This window comes from Methylobacterium sp. GXF4 (genome assembly GCF_000272495.1).
In the GTDB taxonomy this organism is placed as follows: domain Bacteria; phylum Pseudomonadota; class Alphaproteobacteria; order Rhizobiales; family Beijerinckiaceae; genus Methylobacterium; species Methylobacterium brachiatum.
This window is the reverse complement of the sequence record NZ_AKFK01000055.1, coordinates 71,382-88,202: the sequence shown is the minus strand read 5'-3', so window position 1 is coordinate 88,202 and position 16,821 is coordinate 71,382. Positions and strand designations below refer to the sequence as shown.

The window sequence follows — 16,821 nt, the reverse complement described above, 5'->3', positions numbered from 1 at the left end:
CTAGGGTTCGGGCTTCTTGCCGTCGCCGAAATTCGCGCCTTCGAGCTCCAGGAAGATCCGGTAGGCGTTGCCACGGTTGTTGGCGGTGAAGGCCGGGAGCGTGTCGTAGGCCGACCAGTCGGCGGCCCGATATGCGACGTCGAAATCGGTCCAGGTGTCGACCGCCGCTTTCATGACCCGCCGGACATCGGCGATGTAGCCCGCCGTGAAGGCGATGGCCTTCGCCGCCTCGGTCGAAGGCTCGCCGTGACCGGGGATGATGAAGCGCGGCTTCAATCCCTCGACCTGCTTCAGGGCCGCCAGCCAGCGGCCGGTATCGACGTCGTCGCTGTTCATGTGCGGGATGCGGCCATTCTGGACGATGTCGCCGGCGAACAGGACTCCGTCCGGCTCGACCATCATCATCATGTCGCTCGCCGAATGGGCGGGCCCGGCATAGAGCAGCACGAAGCGCTTGCCGCCGAGCGTGAGGGTCACCCGTTCGGCGAAGGTGATGTCGGGCGGCACGATCCGCGTGTGCTCGTCGACCCAGGGGGAAAGCGCTCCCTGCCGCTGGCGCAGGCGGGCGTCGGCCCGTTCGTCGGCAGTCTCGTCGTTCTCGCGGTACTCCGCGGCCCGCTCCTGAGCGATCACGACGGCGCCGGTATGGTCCTTGAACGCCTGCAGCCCGTAGATGTGGTCGGCGTGGTAGTGGCTCACCACGACGTAGCGCACCGGCTTGTCCGTGACCTTCCGGATCTGCTCGAGGAGCGCCCAGCCGAGGCTCGGCGTTCCGAGGGCGTCGTACACCACCACTCCGTCAGCCGTGACCACGAAGCCGCCATTCGAGGTGTTGCCCTCGTTGGCTTGGCTCGGCACGCCGGTGTTTCCGAGGCTGTAATAGACCGGTTCGCCAGGCACCTGCGCGACGGTGAGCGGCCTGCTGATCGGCGCGTAATCAGAAGCGGACACCGACCCTGTGAGCAGGACAGCCAGGATCAATGCGGCCCGCCGGATCATCCCTACAGGTCCTTGCAGTAGAGCTGCTTCAGGAGCCCAATCACCGCGACGGCGTTCGGGTCCTTGACACTGTAGTAGAGCGTCTGGGCCTCCCGCCGGAATGTCAGCACCCCATCCTCCCGCATCCGCGCAAGATGCTGCGACAGGGCGGACTGGCTGAGCCGAAGCTCCTCGACCAATTGGCCGACAGACAGTTCCCCGTGCACGATCAGCAAGCAGGCAATCATCAGCCGGTGCTCGTTTCCGAGCAGGCGCAACAGGCGCACCGCCTCAGCGGCCTGCTCCGCGAAGGCATCCAGGGTCGTCTCGTCGATCGTCGTCGCCTGCATGGTCTCGCAAAACCGGCTTGGCCCAATCGCGTTGGGCAGGGGGAAGGTGTCGCCATGGTTGCCTGAACGCGGCGCCCTGGCCAGTCAGCAGACCGCCACAGCACCGCGATGATCCGTATATCAGGTTTTTCTAACTTTAGTATTGACTGATAGAAGACGGCTGGCTAGCCCTAGTGAAACGGCAGAAGCCGGTCAATTCGGGAGGAAGCCGGTGACGAACCGGGCTGACGGGCGCACGCCGCGGGGCGGAGCGTCGACGCGATCTCTTGCCCATTCCCCTGGTCGCCGGAGTTTCCTGCGCCTCGCGGCGGTCGGGGCCGGCGGGGCAGCGCTGCCCACTCTGGCCGGCGCCGGGGAGGCCGGGCCGCCGGCTGAATATCCCTGGTCGCAGAGCCTCGGGGCCGGCGTCGTGGACAAGCCCTATGGCCAGCCCGCCGCGCAGGAAGCGGGCGTGATCCGCCGCAATGTGCCCTGGCTGACGGCGGGCACCGAATCCTCGATCAGCTTCTCGCCGATCCAGGACCTGAAAGGCATCCTCACGCCCAACGGCCTGTTCTTCGAGCGCTACCATGCCGGCCGGGCCGACGTAGACGCGGAGCAGCACCGCCTGATGGTCCACGGCCTCGTGGAGCGTCCGCTGCTGCTCTCCATGAGCGACATCGTCCGCTACCCGTCCGTCTCGCGCATCCACTTCATCGAGTGCCCGGCCAATGGGGGCATGGAGTGGCGCGCGGCGCAGCTCAACTCCCTCCAATTCACCCACGGCATGATCTCCTGCGCCGAATGGACCGGCGTGCCGCTCGCGACGCTGCTCGCGGAGGTCGGCGTGAAGCCCGAGGGCAAGTGGGTGATGTTCGAGGGCGCGGACGGCGCCCACATGAACCGGTCTCTCCCGCTGTCCAAGTGCCTGGACGATTGCCTCATCGCCTACGGCCAGAACGGCGAGGCGCTGCGGCCCGAGCAAGGCTACCCGCTGCGCCTCGTGGTGCCGGGCTGGGAGGGGAATGTCAGCGTCAAGTGGCTTCGCCGTATCAAGATCGGCGACCAGCCGTGGTACACCCGCGAGGAGACCTCCAAGTACACCGACCTGATGCCCGACGGAAAATCCCGGGGCTTTACTTGGAGCATCGACGCCAAGTCGGTCATCACTTTTCCCTGCCCCGAGAAACCGCTCGGCAAGCCGGGTCTCTACGAGGTGCGCGGCCTCGCCTGGACCGGCAACGGCAAGGTCAAGCGGGTCGACGTGTCGTTCGACGGCGGTGTCAACTGGCAGGCCGCCACCCTGCATGAGCCGGTCCTGTCGAAGGCCCTGACCCGGTTCTCCCTGCCCTGGCAGTGGGACGGCAAGCCAGCCCTGCTGGAATCCCGGGTCATCGACGAGACCGGCTACGTGCAGCCGACCATCGCGGATCTGCGCAAGATCCGCGGCGTCAATTCCGTCTACCACAACAACTCGATCCAGACCTGGCAGGTGAAGCCGGATGGCAGCGTGTTCGATGTCCAGACCGCTTGAAGCCCTTCTCGCCGTCGGCGCGCTCCTCGCGCTCGCAGGCCCCGCCCTGGCCGGGGACAAGCCTCTCTACGGCTACGGCACGCGCCCGACCCAGGCGCAGATCGACGCCTGGAACATCGACGTGCGCGGGCAGGACGGCCTCGGCCTTCCGGCCGGCAAGGGCAGCGTCGATCAGGGCAGCGAGGTCTTCGCCGAGAAATGCGCCGCCTGTCACGGCACCTTCGGCGAGGGTGTCGACCGTTGGCCGAAGCTCGCGGGTGGCGAAGGCACCCTGAAGGCGGACCGCCCGGAGCCGACGGTGGGCAGCTACTGGCCCTTCGCGGCGACCCTCTACGACTACATCGGCCGGGCGATGCCGTTCCCGAACCCGCGCAGCCTTGCGCCGGACGAGGTCTACGCGCTCACCGCCTACATCCTGAACCTCAACAACCTCGTTCCCGGCGACTTCGTGGCCGACAAGGACAGTCTGCCCAAGGTCGGGATGCCCAACCACGACAACTTCACCTGGGAGGATCCGCGGCCCGACACCCGCGCCGAGCCGTGCATGAGCAACTGCCGCGATCCGAAGGCGGTCACCATCACCTCGACCGCCGAGGGCAAGACCCTGACCCCGCGCACCACGGGGCCCCTCGACGACATGCAGCCGAAATGACGTCCCCGAAGGAGGCCCCCATGCGCCGGCATCCCGTCACGGCACTCCTGGCCGCCGCCCTGATCCTCGCCCCGGCGGGAGCCGCCCTGGCGCAGGGCGATGCGGCCGAGGGGAAGGCCATCGCGTTCGACCGCGGCCGGGGCAACTGCCTGTCCTGCCACGCAATTCCCGGCGGCGACCTGCCGGGCAATATCGGCCCATCGCTGGCGGGCCTGAAGGAGCGCTACCCGAACCGCGAGGACGTCGTCGCGATCATCCGCGACGAGACCTTGCGCAACCCGGCGACGGTGATGCCGCCGTTCGGGCGGAACCTGCTCCTCTCCGACCGGGAGATCCGGTCCGTCGTCGAGTACCTCTATTCGTACTGAAAGGGAGGCCGTCATGGCTGCCTATGACAGCAAGATGTTCGACCGTCGCTTCGTCCTCCGGGCGGCGGGTCTCGGGAGCGTTCTGGCGGCGACCGGCTTCGGTTTCCCGCTCCGGGCTTCGGCCAGTACCGCGGCCGCCTATCCCGCCGATGCCTTCAAGCAGAAGGGCGAGGCGGACGCCGTGAAGACGCTGTTCGGGCAGGCCGCCACGGCCTCCGACAAGGTGAAGCTCGACGCGCCCGAGATCGCCGAGAACGGCGCCGTCGTGCCGGTGTCGGTCAGCACCGACCTGCCGGACGTGACCGCGATCGCGATCCTCGTCGCCGAGAACCCGAGCGCGCTGGCCGCCCTGTACAAGTTCGCGCCCGGCACGCCGCCCACCGTGGCGAGCCGCCTGAAGATGGCCAAGACCACGCCGGTCATCGCCGTCGTGGAGGCCGGGGGCAAGCTCTACAGCGCGACCAGGGAAGTGAAGGTCACGGTCGGTGGCTGCGGCGGCTGACGACGATCACACGACGGGAGGAACACAGATGCCATCGACCATCCGCGTGCGCGCGACCGCCAGCGGCGACCAGACCGATGTCCAGTCGCTCATCCAGCATCCCATGGATTCCGGCTATGTGAAGGATGCCAAGGGGGAGCTGATCCCTCCGCACTACATCGAGACCGTCACCTTCGAGCATGACGGCAAGGTGGTGCTCACCGCCTTCTGGGGGCCGGCAGTCTCCAAGGACCCGTACCTGAAGTTCAAGTTCTCCGGGGCCAAGAAGGGCGACGAGCTCAAGGTTACTTGGACCGATAATCTGGGCAAGACGGATTCGTCCGTCGCCAAGATCGGATGAGTGCCCGCCACGCCCCGGCGGCCGGGCTCGCCCTGGTCCTCGGCCTCGCCGTCTGCGGCATCGCCGGGGCGCGTGCCGCCGACGCCGTCGATCCGAAGGCCGATATGAAGGCGTTCCAGGCCTATTTCTACGAGAAATTCCCGAACGTGAAGCACGAGGACTTCGTGAACGGGCCGTATTCGATGGACGAAGGCATGCGCAAGCAATGGGAAGAGAAAGAAGAGTTTCCTCCCTATGACTTCGCCGTCGAAAAGGGCAAGGAACTGTTCGAGACGCCGTTCAAGAACGGCAAGACCTTTGCCGACTGTTTTGAGAATGGCGGGATCGGCGTGCGCCAGACCTATCCGCGCTTCGACGCCAAGCTCGGCGAGGTCGTCACGCTCGAATACGCGGTCAACCGCTGTCTTACCGAGAACGGTGAGACGCCCTATTCATACGTGAAGGACGACATGGCCGCCGTGACCGCCTACATGGCGTTCACCTCGCGCGGAAAACCCTTCGCGATCACGGTGCCGGACGATCCGCGGGCGCTCGCGGCCTACGAGGCCGGCAAGCAGTACTTCTACACCCGCCGGGGGCAGCTCAACTTCTCCTGCGCGAGCTGCCACGTCCAGAATCCCGGCCGCCGCATCCGCGCCGAGGTTCTGGCGCCAGCGCTCGGCATTACCGCGGCCCTGCCGATCTACCGCTCCGAATGGGGCGGGATGGGCACGGCGACCCGCCGCTACATGTCCTGCAACAGCCAGGTCCGCGGCACCCCGCTGGCGCCCGACGACCCGCTCTATCGCGACGTCGACTATTTCCTCTCCTTCATGAGCAACGGGCTGCCGATCTCCGGCCCCGGTGCGCGTCCGTGAGGTCCGGCATGATCTCGGCATTCGCGCGCGTGGTCCTCGTGTTCCTTCTGCTCCCGGGCTCGGCCGCCCTGGCGGCGAACGCGCAGGAAGCGAACGACGCCTATGCAGCGGCCAAGGCGCTGTCCGACAAGGCCGCCGCCAACAAGAACCAGTGGCCCGCCACGGCGACGGCACTCGCCGCCGCGAAGGCCGCGAGCGAGGCGGGTCGCACCGACGAGGCCCTCGCCAAGGCGAAGGAAGCCGAGGCGCTGGCCCGCGCCTCCATCGACCAGACCGAGCGGGAGAAGACCGCCTGGAAGGATGCGGTGATCCGATGACGCGCGACCTCGACGCATCGAGCCCCGGCCTGCGCCGGCGGCAACTCCTCCAGGCCGGCGGCGCCGCCCTGGCACTGCCGTTCCTGTGGCGCCGCGCCCTGGCGCAGGACACGGGCGCCGGCCTCTACGAGCTGCAGCCGTTCGGCAATGCCCGCCTCCTGCACATGACCGACACCCATGCCCAGCTGCGGCCGGTCCTGTTCAGGGAGCCGAGCGTCAATATCGGCATCGGTGCGATGCGTGGCCGCCCGCCCCACCTTGTCGGCGAGGCGTTCCTGAAGCGGTTCGGCATCGCCCCCGGCAGCCGCGAGGGCTACGCCTTCACCTATCTCGACTTCGAGGCGGGCGCGAAGCGCTACGGCCGGCTCGGCGGATTCGCGCATCTGCGGAGCCTCGTCGGCCGGCTGCGCGCCGAGGCGCCCGGCGGCCATGCCATGCTCGTGGACGGCGGCGACCTCTGGCAGGGCAGCGGCCTCTCGAATGCCCGCAAGGGCGCCGACATGGTCGAGGCAGCCAATCTCCTGGGCATCGAGGCCATGACCGGCCACTGGGAGTTCACCTACGGGCAGGATGGGCTTCGGGCCAATCTCGACCGGTTCAAGGGCGAGTTCCTGGCGCAGAATGTGTTCCTCACGGAGGAGGCGGCCTTCAACGAGGCGCCGGCCTTCGATTCCGCGTCCGGCCGGGTGTTCAAGCCGGCGACCGTGAAGGCGTTCGGCGACCGCCGCGTGGCGATCATCGGTCAGGCCTTCCCCTACGTGCCGATCGCCCACCCGAAGCGCTTCACGCCGGACTGGACCTTCGGCATCCGCGACCACGAACTCCAGGCCCTGGTGGACGACCTCCGGGGGAAGGAGAAGGTCGACGCCGTGGTGCTGCTCTCCCACAACGGCATGGATGTCGATCTGAAGCTCGCGAGCCGCGTCTCCGGTATCGACCTCATCCTCGGGGGCCACACCCACGACGCGGTGCCCGAGCCGGTCGCGGTGGAGAACTCCGGCGGCAAGACGCTGGTCTCGAATGCCGGCTCGAACGGCAAGTTCCTGGCGGTGGTCGATCTCGACCTCGCCCCGGGCTCTCTGCGGGGCATCCGCTACCGCCTGCTCCCGGTCTTCGCCGACCTCCTGAAGCCCGATGCCGAGATGGAGGCGTTGATCGCCTCCCTCGAAGCCCCGCACGCGGCCGCGTTCGGACGGCGCGTCGCAACCGCGGAAGGCCTGCTCTACCGCCGGGGCAATTTCACCGGCACGATGGACCATCTGCTCTGCGACGCCCTGCGCGGGCAGCTCGACGCGGAGATCTCCCTGTCGCCGGGCTTTCGCTGGGGCACCACGACGCTCGCCGGCGGCGAGATCACGGCTGCCGACGTGCTGGCCCAGACCGCGACGACCTATTCGGAGGTCTACGTCCAGCCGATGACCGGCGCCCAGATCCGCTCGATCCTGGAGGATGTCTGCGACAACCTCTTCAATCCGGATCCGTATTATCAGCAGGGCGGTGACATGGTCCGCGTCGGCGGCCTGAGCTATCGCTGCGAGCCCGGGGCCGAGAGCGGCAAGCGACTCTCGAACCTCACCCTCACGGGCGGCGCCCCCCTCGATCCGGCCAGAACCTACAAGGTGGCGGGCTGGGCCTCGGTGAACACGCAGGAGGGCAAGCCGGTCTGGGAGGTTCTGGAGGCCCATCTCGGGCGCTCGGGCAGGGCCACCCTGTCTGCCGACAAGCCGGTCGAGGTCGGTGGCGTCGCGGGCAATCCCGGCTATGGCGGAGCGGCGTGAGCCGGTTCGGCCTCCCGCGCAGGCTGCTGCTCGGCGCAGCTCTGGCTCCGGTCGCCGCACAAGCGGCCGGAACCGTCGGCGGCGGCCCGGCGCCGGAGGTATCGGCCTTCGCCGAGCATCGCCTCGCCCTGCAGCTCTCCGAGCGCGAGCCGCACCGGCAGGACCTCGTGCTCAGCGTCGCCAACAACGTGCTCAAGGCCTATGGACCGGACAAGGTCGCCATCGAGGTGGTCGCCTTCGGCCCCGGCATCGACCTCCTGCGGGCGGAGAGTCCCCGGAGGAGCGCGGTCGACAGTCTCGTGTCGCAGGGCGTGCGCTTCGACCTGTGCCTGAACACCGTCGAGACCATCGCCCGCGAGACCGGGCAACGGCCGGCGCTCAACCCGCACGCCATCCCGGTCGAGGCTGGGGTGGTGCAACTCATGACGCTCGCCGAGGCCGGGTACATCCTGGTCCGGCCCTGACCGGGGATCCGCCATGCGACAGCCCGCCCGACGCCTGATCCTGCTCCTGCTGGCCGGGCTCGCCGCCGCCCCGGTCTCAGCCGCCGAAGCGGGCAAGCAGCACCGCGTGGTGTTCCAGGTGGACACGGCCGACCCGGCCACGATGAACCTGACGCTCAACAACGCCACCAACGTCGTCGACTACTACCGCGCCAAGAACGAGGAGGTGGAGATCGACATCGTCGCCTTCGGGCCGGGCCTCGCCATGTACCGGGCCGACAAGTCCACCGTGGCCGACCGGATCGCGCACTTCGCCGATTACGGCTTCCCGTCGAAGATCCAGTTCTCGGCCTGCAACAACACGAAGACCGCCATGGAGAGGGCCGAGGGCCATCCGATCACGCTGCTGCCGCAGGCGACGATCGTCCCATCCGGTGTGGTGCAGGTCATGGAGCGGCAGGAGCAGGGGTGGAGCTATGTACGGCCGTAAGGTGATCAGCCGGCGCGCGGTCTCCGTCGCCCTCGCGAGCCTGTTCCTCGTCCGCCCGGCCGCGGCAGAGGAGGCGCTCGTCACCTACAAGTCGGTTTCACCCGACATCGCCTTCGAGATCGCCCAGGCTGCCTTGAAGCGGTGCCGGGAGGACGGGCTTCAGGTGGCGGTCGTGGTCATGGACCGGTTCGGTGCGCCGCTCGTGCTGCTGCGCGACCGCTTCGCCGGCCTGCCCTCGGCGACCACGGCCTCGTCCAAGGCCTACACCGCACTGAGCTTCCGCAGCACCACGGCGGAGTTCGCCAAAGGCATCGCGACGCAGCGCCTCGATGCCGGCCTCGGCCGGTTGCCGAACGTGGTCGCCATGGCCGGCGGCCTGCCCATAGAGGCGGGTGGGGGCATCGTCGGCGCGGTGGGCGTATCCGGCGCGCCGGGGGGCGACAAGGACGATGCCTGCGCCGCCGCCGGCATCGAAGCTGTGCGGGACAAGCTGGATTTCTGAGGCGACCGGACCTTGTTGTCGTCATCGACTTTCGAAGACTTCATCCCCTCCAGAGAGTTCAATGGCAAAGCAGCGGGGCATCTTGCAGCGCTCCACCCTACACCCGCCGAAGGACTTTTCCGTTCGGATCCTTATCGTCCCATCGTCTTGAGGCATGGCAAGGCATCGACGTTCGTTTGACGCTGACGGCGCGAAGCCGCCAACGGAGGAACCAATGCTCTCAGCAGGATGGCGCACCCTGATTGCGATGGCGTGCGCGACGAGCGTCCAAGTGATGCCGGGCTACGCTTCAGAACTCTCTGTCGACCGGTTACCGCCCTGGCAGAATGGCGCCAACAACCCCGCCCAGGACAAGGGCCTGGAATTTACGGTCAAGGAAGCTGACAACCTCGCCGACTTCCACGGCGATGTTACGAATGCTCGCCTCGTGCTCTATGTCGGCGGCAATTACTTCTTTGCCATGGCACCGCTGGTGGCGGCCTTCGAGGCGAAACACACCGATCTCAAGGGCCGCATCTATTACGAGACCATCCCGCCTGGGCTCCTCGCGCGGCAGATGAAGGCCGGCGGGCGCATTACCGTCGGCAACATGACCTGGACGGCTAAGCCCGATGCCTATTTCTCGGGGCTCATGGCCGTGAGGCGTCTGATCGAGGCCGGCGAGCTCGTCGGCCCTCCGACGATCTACGCCACGAACCAGCTCGCAATCATGGTTCCCAGGGGCAACCCGGCCGGGGTGAAGGGTCTGGCCGATCTCGCCCGGCCGGGCCTCAAGCTCGCCATGCCGAACCCAGAATTCGAAGGCGTGGCCCGCCAGATCAAGGCCGCTTTAGCCAAGGCGGGCGGTGACGCACTGGTAAAGGCGGTCTACGAGACCAAGGTCGCTGACGGCACGACCCTGCTGACCAGAATGCATCACCGGCAGACGCCCGTCTGGCTGATGCACGGGCGCGCCGAGGCTGGCATGACGTGGCGCTCCGAAACAATCTTCCAGGAACAGGCTGGATTGCCGACTGGGCGCGTCGACATTCCGGCCGACCAGAATGCCACGGGAATCTATGCCGGCGCGGTGGTCAAGGACGCCATCCATCCCGCCGAGGCGAAGCTCTGGCTCGACTTCCTCATGAGCGACGAGGCCAAGGCGATCTTTGCCCGCTACGGCTTCGGCGAATATCGACCCTGAGCTGCCCTGGGTCGGGCGCTACGCGCCAGAGCGCGGTTGAGCGCTTTCAAGCTCCGGTCGTCCCTGGAACAAAGTTCGTGGGCGAAGGCGTTTTCCAAGTATACCGCCTCCGACGAGCGTATCGGCCGCCTGGTCGCCGATGCCTCCGTGGCCCAGGCAAGGGTGAGCAGCCCGACGAGCGCCAGCACGGCTGTCCCAGGCATCGCGCGCCTCACTTCGCGTAATGGAAGCCAGCCTGCTGCAATTCGGGCAGCGTGCCGACGGCCCCGGGGGTGAGCACCACGCCTGGGATCAGGTGGTTCGTGAGTTCTGCCGCCAGTGCGTCGTGCGATAGCTTGTCGGGGTTGAGGTCGCGCTTGATGAGCGCGGCCGCCTGCTCCCAGATCGCGTTGTGGCAGGAAAGGAACACGACGCCCCGGGCCATCAGCGCGGGGATGGAATTGTTTTCCGGCGAGAACACGCCCGCCGGATCCTCGAAACTGGCGGCATCTGCCTGCGCCGCCTTCTTGGCCACGATCAGCGTGTTGATTGCGAAGGCCTCGCCAGCGAGCTTCGTCAGTTGATACTTGTCCCACATCGCCTGGTCGTAGAGGGCAATGTTGGCCGAGCCGTGCGTTGCCGAAGCCGCCAGGAAATCGGGGTGTCGGAACGACCAGACCTGATTGTTCAGGGCGTTGCGCATCAGGTTGAGCCAGGGCCCGCCGATCTCGGTGTTGTCCCAGACCTGCCGCGGGCCGCCCCGGTAGGCAATCACCGCCGACAGGGCCTCGTGATCCCAGAGGTCGGGCCGGTCAAGGATCATTGGAACGGACTTGAATTCGCGACGCCGGGGCGCCTTCGCTAAGCACTCCGAGAGCGCGCCCAAGGTCCGCGCACCCTCCGGCGATTCGGCGGCGCCGGCTGTCGTGGCGGAACGGGCTTCGGCAAGCCCCGCCGCGAGACCGGCACCGAGGGCAAAAAGCGTGCGGCGTTCAGGATTCATCTTAGTCCCTCCTGTCTGACCCCGACGACGGATCAGCGCGCCACCGTCCCAGCGGGCGAGGACTGGGCGCCGAGCGTCACGCCGTCCACGGTCTGCCCGTAGAAGTCGTAAGGGCTGTCGTGATGGGCGGCGCGCGTCGCGGCGAGGTCGCCGGTGAAGCGTGGGTCCTGCGGGCGCTCGCGGCTGTCGATGTAGGCCGCCACGTCCCAGGCTTCGGCATCGGTCAGGCTGTTGCCCTGGCCGAGGGGCATGTTGGCCTTGATGAAGCCCGCCGCGTTGACGACGGAACTCATCCCCGCACCCCAGTTGTAGGACCTGCCGCCCCAGAGTGGCGGGAAGACGAGCGTCCCGTCAGAACTCGCTTGGCCCGCGCCGTTCTCCCCGTGGCACAGTGCGCATTTCGCAGCGTAGACCTCCCGGCCGTGGGGGATGTCGAGGCCTTTCGGCTTGGTCAGCTTCGGATAGCCTTGGCCCGGAAGCTTCACCCCCACGGGAGCGCCGTGGGCGAGGAAGGCGGCGTAGCTTTCCAGCGCGACCAGAACGGGATCGCCGAGCGGCGGCGCCTTGCCGTTCATGCTGTAGCGGAAGCAGCCCTGAAGCCGCTCGGCGAAGGTGTTCACGTGCCGGTTCTTGGCGCGATAGGCCGGATACGTCACGTAGGCGGCCCAGAGAGGGGCCGAGTGGCCGAGACGGCCTCGGTCAAGGTGGCAGTTCGTGCAGCGCAAATCGTTGCCCACGAAGGCTGGAGCCTGGTTGCGCGTATCGTGGAAAATGTGCTCGCCGAGCCGGATGACCTTGCCGAGGTCGTCATCGGGGATCGCCGAATCCGGCGGCGGTACGAACGGGGGGACAGCCCCCTCTCGATCGGCCCCTGCCGCGCCGATCTGCGGCAAGGCCAAGGTAAGTCCGAGGGCCAGGACAGTCGCCAGCGACGCCGCGCCGTGTCTCGTGAGGCTCATCGGCTGTCTCCGACCTGTGAAGCCGGTAGGGCGGCGTAATAGGCGGACACGGCCGCCCCGTCCTGGTCGCTGAGCTTGTCGGCGATCCCCTTCATCAGCCCGAGCGGATCGTTGTGGCGTGTTCCGGTCTTCCAGGCGGAGAGTTGTGCCATGAGGTAGGCGGCCGGCTGGCCGGCAAGCGCAGGGAAGGCGGCGCCGACGCCCTGTCCCGCCGGACCATGGCATTGTCCGCAGGCGGGTACTCCTCGCGACCAATCGCCCGTCTCCGCTAGATTTCGGCCGCGGGAAGATATGGCTCCGTCCGGGGCAGAGGCCTCGGCCGCCTTCGGTGCGGGGAGTCCGGCGTAGTAGGCGGCGACCGCCCGTCGCTCGTCCGACGTCAGGGCCTGGGCGATGGCGCCCATCGTCTCGTTCTCCCGGCTACCGTCGCCGAAACTGTCGAGTTCGTGCGTGAGATAGCCGACAGAGAGGCCGGCGAGGCGGGGAAAGCCACCTTCGATGCTCCCGCCCCCGTCATCCCCGTGACACGCGGCACAGGCGGGTGCGCCGGTCTGCGTGCCGTTCCGCGCGATCTCGCTGCCGTCGATGGCGCAAGCTGGACTGGCAGCGAGAAGGACCATCAGCCCTCCGAGAGCGATGCGGGCTTTCCCGCCTTTCAGTCCCATCGACCCCTCCCGCGTCTTCGGTTTTACTTTCCGGCCAGGTCGGAAGACATCTCGCCAGCCTCACCGCTCCGCTTAAGCCAAGCTTAAGACGGCCTGATAGCGTCGTCTTGAGGCAATACCTATGCGCTCCTCGTCGTGGAAGACGATCCGATCCTGGAGAACGGGCTGACCTTCGGCGGAACACCCGCCGACTGCGTGGGCAGATGCGACGAGGCGGCCGCTGCTTTGGCGACCTGCGGCAGCCAGCCACCTTCGCCGCGGGCCGATGACATCCGACCGGTCGCTTGGCAAGGAGAGGCCCATCTCTGCAACCCTGTGCGACCGACCCCTTCGGGATACCGCTGGCAGCACCCCAGGACCCAGGTGCCCGCACTCGCCTCGCGATGGTCGAATCCTGACGCGCATGGCGCACGGGGACTACACCTGGGTCATCCCCGTCCCTCTCCTCACTTAAGCGTCACTTAAGCTTGCAGGCCGAGCCCCGTTCGACGTCTCGGCGCTTCGGCAACCAGCCCTCCCGGTCACCCGGCTGAGCGGTGGCTGTCGCGACCCGACGGCAGGCGTTCCAGGGGTGAATTCCATGCTGCCTCCGAACCGGCGACAGACTTTGCGGCTGGCCCTCGGTGCCGTGGTGGGGTCCCTCATCGTCGATGCCTCTGCCTGGGCGGACGACTTCTGGTACGACCTGCATGGCGACGATGGCGGCCCGGTCCGGAACACCAGATTGCCCGGCGAGCTGACCGGTGAGCTCGCCGGCCTTCCGAGTATCATCTGGGCCGGCTCGCGCGACGACGCGCTGACGCTCTACGAATTCTACGACGACAACTGTCCTTATTGCCGCGGCGCCGCCAAAGACATCGACCGGATTCTACGTCAGACTCCCGATCTTCGTCTGGGATTGATCAACAACGCTGTCCTCTCGCCCCGCTCGGTCGAGTCGGCGAAGGTCGCGTTGGCGATGCTCAGCCTGAAGAGATCGAGCCTGGCATACGCGCTCCAGCAACGGCTGATGGCGATGTCGGGACCCGCCGACGGCGAACGCGCGCTGCGGATTGGCGTCGAGCTCGGCGTGGATCGCGAACTGCTTCGTCAGCGGGCTGAGAGCGCCGAGGTCAAGACGATGCTCAACCGGCAGATGCAGTCCGCCGCCGATCTGGGCTTGTCGGCGACCCCGGCCTTCGTGCTCGGGAACAGCGGGATCACCGGCTATCCGGGATCGAAATCGCTTTCCAAGATCATCGCCGCGGGGCGCGTCTGCGGCGAGCCGGTTTGCTGAGCTATTCCCCGCCCACAACGCCCCACATTGCGACATCCGCACATTCGCCGAAGGACCTGATCATGAAACGCAACTTAGCCGCCTGCGCAATGGCCTGCATTCATCTTGCCATCACGATCCCGCTTTCTACCCCAGCCCTCGCACAGGATCTCAATGCCAGCGGGCTTCATATCGACGTTCCCGTGAAGGTCAGGGACAGCCGCGTGGCCTTCAACATGGACCATCTGGCGTTCAACGGCGATCAGTCGATTGGACTAACATACATGCAACTGATGCTGAAAAACTATCGAGCGTCCGGGGCGAAGCTGGAGATCATAGCCGTCTTCCACGGAGCAATCGGGTACCTCTTGCTGGATGATGCGGCCTACAACAGGGCTCGGAAGACCAACCGGGGCAACCCGTACAAGGACGAGATCCTGGATCTGCAGAAGCAGGGTGTTCGATTCGAGGAATGCGGCCAGACGGCCCGGAACAACGGGTGGGTGAATGCCGACCTTATTCCCGGCGTGCTGGTCAATTCGGGCGCCAACCTTCGGCTGGTGCAGCTGCAGCAAGACGGCTTCGCCGAAATCCATCCTTGATCAGTGAGCTCCAGGCGACGTGAACGCGATCTCACTCGGCCCGTTGGTCCTTGACCCTGAACGTCTCGCGGTCGTGGCCGGCATCGGCGCGTACCTGGCGGCCGCGTCGGTCCTCGCTCCGCGGTTCGGCCGGGGATTGTATGCCTGGGCGGCGTGGACCGTGGTCGCGGCCCTGGCAAGCGCGCGGCTCGGCTATGTTTGGGAGAACTGGCCGTCCTTCGCGCCTGCGCCCTGGCGTGCGCTGGCGGTGTGGCAAGGCGGCTTTCAGCCCGGCGCCGGGCTTCTCGGGCTCGCGCCGGTCAGCGCCATCTACCTGCGCTCTTGGCGTTCTGTGGCGGCCGGCACAGCGGCCGCCGGTGGCGGACTACTCGTCTGGCGGGTGATCAGCCTTCTCACCGCGGCGACGCTCGGCCAAGCCGCGCCCGACACGCTGTTCGAGCAGCTCGAAGGGGAGCCGCTCGCCATCAGCGACCTGCGCGGCCGTCCTGCGGTCGTCAACATCTGGGCGACGTGGTGCCCCCCGTGCCGGAGCGAGATGCCGTCGCTCGCTCAGGCCGCCGCCGCCGAGTCGGCGGTCGCCTTCGTCTTCGTCAACCAGGGCGAAAGCGCCGACCGGGTTCGCGCGTACCTCGCCGCGAGCAAGCTCTCGCTCGCGCATGTGCTTCTGGACAGGGGCATGGAGGTTCCTCGCCATTACGGCACCCGCGGCATCCCGCTGACCCTGTTCCTGCGTGCCGACGGGACCCTCGCGGATATGCATACGGGGGCGATCTCCGATGACGCGCTCGCGGCGGGAATCGCGCGGCTGCTGAAAAGGCCCCGATAGCGTGGCCGTACCGAAGCGCGCACTCGCGATGAGCCGGATGTGGGGACGAGACGCCAGGCTGCGTTGTGTTGGCGCGATCCTCCTGACCGCCGCCCCCGCCTGTGCTGGCGACACCCTGACCGGAGCCGCGAAGGTTCTGGACGGGGACACGCTTGAGCTGCAGGGCCGCCGCATCGATCTGTATGGCATCGACGCCCCCGAGGCCGAACAGGTCTGCGCGCGGGCCGATGGCAGCCAATACCGGTGCGGGCAGACAGCGGCCGGCGCGCTTCGGCAGCGGATCGGAACGACACCGGTGTCCTGCACGCCGCAGGGCGGTGCTACGCAGGACCGACTGACGGCGGTCTGCCACGTTGGCGAGACCGACCTCTCGGCGTGGATGGTGGCGCAGGGGCATGCGCTCGCGCTCCGCGACGTCACCGGGGCTTATGCGGCGACGGAAGGCGTCGCGTGGGGCCTGCGGGTCGGCCTGTGGGCCGGCGTCTTCGACGAGCCAGCCAGCTGGCGGCGGTCCCACCGTCGCGCGGAGCCGATAGAAGGTGGCGAGCGATAAGGTGGTGGCGCGCCTCAACGCGGATCGCCTGCCGAACAGGGCCTGCGCCTGGCGAGATCGGCGCTGCCGGGCTCCGGCAGTTCGAGAAGGCGCCGCAGGGTAAGGGGCCTGACCCTCAGCAAGCGCGCGGCCGCGGGCAGGTTGTTCTCGACGCCCCGCAAGGTTGCGTGCGCGTGCAGGCGGGCCGCTTCCGCTAGGCTCGTCACGCTAGGCAGCGGCGCCGAGCCATACCCTGTCCGTACCAGGGTATCGATCTCGTCGGCCGAAACCGGTTGGGTCAGGAACTCGTCGGCACCTGCCTTGATGCAGGCGACGGCGCCTGACAACGAGGCGATATGCGACAGGAGGATGATCCGAATGTCCGGACTGAGTGCGCGAAGGGCGCGAACTGCGCAGGCGGCTTCTCCCGCGAGACTGCTGTAGTCCAGGACCGCCGCCGAAGGGACCGGGGCCGATAGGTCGTCGAGGGTCTCGGGAAGCCTCTCATAGGTCGTGACGGGATACCCGCGCGATTGGAGAGCCTCGGCGAGCATCATCGCCCCTTGTCTGTCGGCATTGACGAGAAGCAGGGCGCCGGGAAGTACCGCGTCACGTGTTGTTTCGGCTGGATCCATCGGCGCCTTCTTCGTTCTCTGTTCAGCCAGGAAGCGTGACGTCCCCTTCGCGTCAGCCCTCGGTCGGGAGCATCGACGGGTATGCGAGGCAC

At 67.5% G+C, this 16,821-nt stretch carries 22 protein-coding genes; 16 read left to right on the top strand and 6 right to left on the bottom strand.

From position 1 onward, the window contains the following. Both WYO_RS12215 and WYO_RS12210 read right to left on the bottom strand, forming a co-directional pair. Entirely contained in the window at positions 1-951 is a 951-nt protein-coding gene (locus WYO_RS12215; protein ID WP_230367253.1) for an MBL fold metallo-hydrolase, read from the bottom strand. Between the two features lie 50 nt (positions 952-1,001). Beyond that, positions 1,002-1,328, bottom strand: coding sequence for a metalloregulator ArsR/SmtB family transcription factor (locus tag WYO_RS12210; RefSeq protein ID WP_007562714.1), 327 nt, complete (start codon positions 1,326-1,328; stop codon positions 1,002-1,004). Positions 1,329-1,659: 331 nt separating this feature from the next. Between WYO_RS12210 and soxC the strand changes: the two genes are divergently transcribed. The 12 genes from soxC to WYO_RS12150 all read left to right on the top strand — a co-directional run bounded on the left by soxC (position 1,660) and on the right by WYO_RS12150 (position 10,273). After that, positions 1,660-2,841: a sulfite dehydrogenase gene (gene soxC, locus WYO_RS12205; RefSeq protein ID WP_230367287.1), complete on the top strand. Its 1,182-nt coding sequence runs from the start codon at positions 1,660-1,662 to the stop codon at positions 2,839-2,841. After that, positions 2,825-3,493, top strand: coding sequence for a cytochrome c (locus WYO_RS12200; protein WP_039902808.1), 669 nt, complete (start codon positions 2,825-2,827; stop codon positions 3,491-3,493). The genes soxC and WYO_RS12200 overlap by 17 nt, the downstream gene beginning before the upstream one ends. Positions 3,494-3,513: 20 nt before the next feature. Next, complete coding sequence (soxX, locus tag WYO_RS12195) at positions 3,514-3,861, top strand: sulfur oxidation c-type cytochrome SoxX (RefSeq protein ID WP_007562708.1); 348 nt, start codon at positions 3,514-3,516, stop codon at positions 3,859-3,861. A gap of 13 nt (positions 3,862-3,874) precedes the next feature. Then, entirely contained in the window at positions 3,875-4,363 is a 489-nt protein-coding gene (gene soxY, locus WYO_RS12190; RefSeq protein WP_007562706.1) for a thiosulfate oxidation carrier protein SoxY, read from the top strand. 28 nt (positions 4,364-4,391) lie between these two features. Next, on the top strand, positions 4,392-4,703 hold the full coding sequence (gene soxZ / locus WYO_RS12185) for a thiosulfate oxidation carrier complex protein SoxZ (protein WP_007562704.1): 312 nt from the start codon (positions 4,392-4,394) through the stop codon (positions 4,701-4,703). Beyond that, positions 4,700-5,560, top strand: coding sequence for a sulfur oxidation c-type cytochrome SoxA (soxA, locus tag WYO_RS12180; protein ID WP_007562702.1), 861 nt, complete (start codon positions 4,700-4,702; stop codon positions 5,558-5,560). Before soxZ ends, soxA begins: the two co-directional genes overlap by 4 nt. A gap of 8 nt (positions 5,561-5,568) precedes the next feature. Then, positions 5,569-5,877: a hypothetical protein gene (locus WYO_RS12175; RefSeq protein WP_007562701.1), complete on the top strand. Its 309-nt coding sequence runs from the start codon at positions 5,569-5,571 to the stop codon at positions 5,875-5,877. Then, entirely contained in the window at positions 5,874-7,655 is a 1,782-nt protein-coding gene (soxB, locus tag WYO_RS12170; protein ID WP_007562699.1) for a thiosulfohydrolase SoxB, read from the top strand. Before WYO_RS12175 ends, soxB begins: the two co-directional genes overlap by 4 nt. Beyond that, positions 7,652-8,119 (top strand): hypothetical protein, encoded by a 468-nt coding sequence (locus WYO_RS12165; protein ID WP_007562697.1) that lies wholly within the window; start codon positions 7,652-7,654, stop codon positions 8,117-8,119. The genes soxB and WYO_RS12165 overlap by 4 nt, the downstream gene beginning before the upstream one ends. A gap of 13 nt (positions 8,120-8,132) precedes the next feature. After that, positions 8,133-8,588, top strand: coding sequence for a hypothetical protein (locus WYO_RS12160; RefSeq protein WP_007562695.1), 456 nt, complete (start codon positions 8,133-8,135; stop codon positions 8,586-8,588). Then, entirely contained in the window at positions 8,575-9,090 is a 516-nt protein-coding gene (locus WYO_RS12155) for a heme-binding protein (protein ID WP_007562693.1), read from the top strand. The genes WYO_RS12160 and WYO_RS12155 overlap by 14 nt, the downstream gene beginning before the upstream one ends. A gap of 274 nt (positions 9,091-9,364) precedes the next feature. After that, positions 9,365-10,273 (top strand): substrate-binding domain-containing protein, encoded by a 909-nt coding sequence (locus tag WYO_RS12150; protein WP_230367288.1) that lies wholly within the window; start codon positions 9,365-9,367, stop codon positions 10,271-10,273. A 211-nt stretch (positions 10,274-10,484) separates the two neighbouring features. Here WYO_RS12150 and WYO_RS12145 read toward each other — a convergent pair whose 3' ends face one another. Genes WYO_RS12145 through WYO_RS12135 form a run of 3 tightly spaced genes read right to left on the bottom strand, consistent with a single transcriptional unit; the run spans position 10,485 to position 12,879 of the window. Beyond that, positions 10,485-11,255, bottom strand: a complete 771-nt coding sequence (locus WYO_RS12145; RefSeq protein ID WP_007562690.1) for a hypothetical protein — start codon at positions 11,253-11,255, stop codon at positions 10,485-10,487. Between the two features lie 32 nt (positions 11,256-11,287). Next, positions 11,288-12,214, bottom strand: a complete 927-nt coding sequence (locus WYO_RS12140; protein ID WP_007562687.1) for a c-type cytochrome — start codon at positions 12,212-12,214, stop codon at positions 11,288-11,290. Beyond that, complete coding sequence (locus WYO_RS12135) at positions 12,211-12,879, bottom strand: c-type cytochrome (protein ID WP_007562685.1); 669 nt, start codon at positions 12,877-12,879, stop codon at positions 12,211-12,213. Before WYO_RS12135 ends, WYO_RS12140 begins: the two co-directional genes overlap by 4 nt. A gap of 580 nt (positions 12,880-13,459) precedes the next feature. Between WYO_RS12135 and WYO_RS12130 the strand changes: the two genes are divergently transcribed. The 4 genes from WYO_RS12130 (at position 13,460) to WYO_RS12115 (ending at position 16,115) form a co-directional block, all read left to right on the top strand. Beyond that, complete coding sequence (locus WYO_RS12130) at positions 13,460-14,155, top strand: DsbA family protein (protein ID WP_007562682.1); 696 nt, start codon at positions 13,460-13,462, stop codon at positions 14,153-14,155. Positions 14,156-14,217: 62 nt separating this feature from the next. Beyond that, positions 14,218-14,736: a DsrE family protein gene (locus tag WYO_RS12125; RefSeq protein ID WP_007562681.1), complete on the top strand. Its 519-nt coding sequence runs from the start codon at positions 14,218-14,220 to the stop codon at positions 14,734-14,736. 19 nt (positions 14,737-14,755) lie between these two features. Continuing rightward, a complete protein-coding gene (locus tag WYO_RS12120; RefSeq protein ID WP_007562678.1) occupies positions 14,756-15,562 on the top strand; it encodes a TlpA family protein disulfide reductase in 807 nt (268 codons plus the stop codon). A 1-nt stretch (position 15,563) separates the two neighbouring features. Next, entirely contained in the window at positions 15,564-16,115 is a 552-nt protein-coding gene (locus WYO_RS12115; RefSeq protein WP_007562675.1) for a thermonuclease family protein, read from the top strand. Positions 16,116-16,129: 14 nt separating this feature from the next. Here WYO_RS12115 and WYO_RS12110 read toward each other — a convergent pair whose 3' ends face one another. Next, positions 16,130-16,729, bottom strand: a complete 600-nt coding sequence (locus WYO_RS12110; RefSeq protein ID WP_165486552.1) for a response regulator — start codon at positions 16,727-16,729, stop codon at positions 16,130-16,132. Between the last annotated feature and the right edge of the window lie 92 nt (positions 16,730-16,821).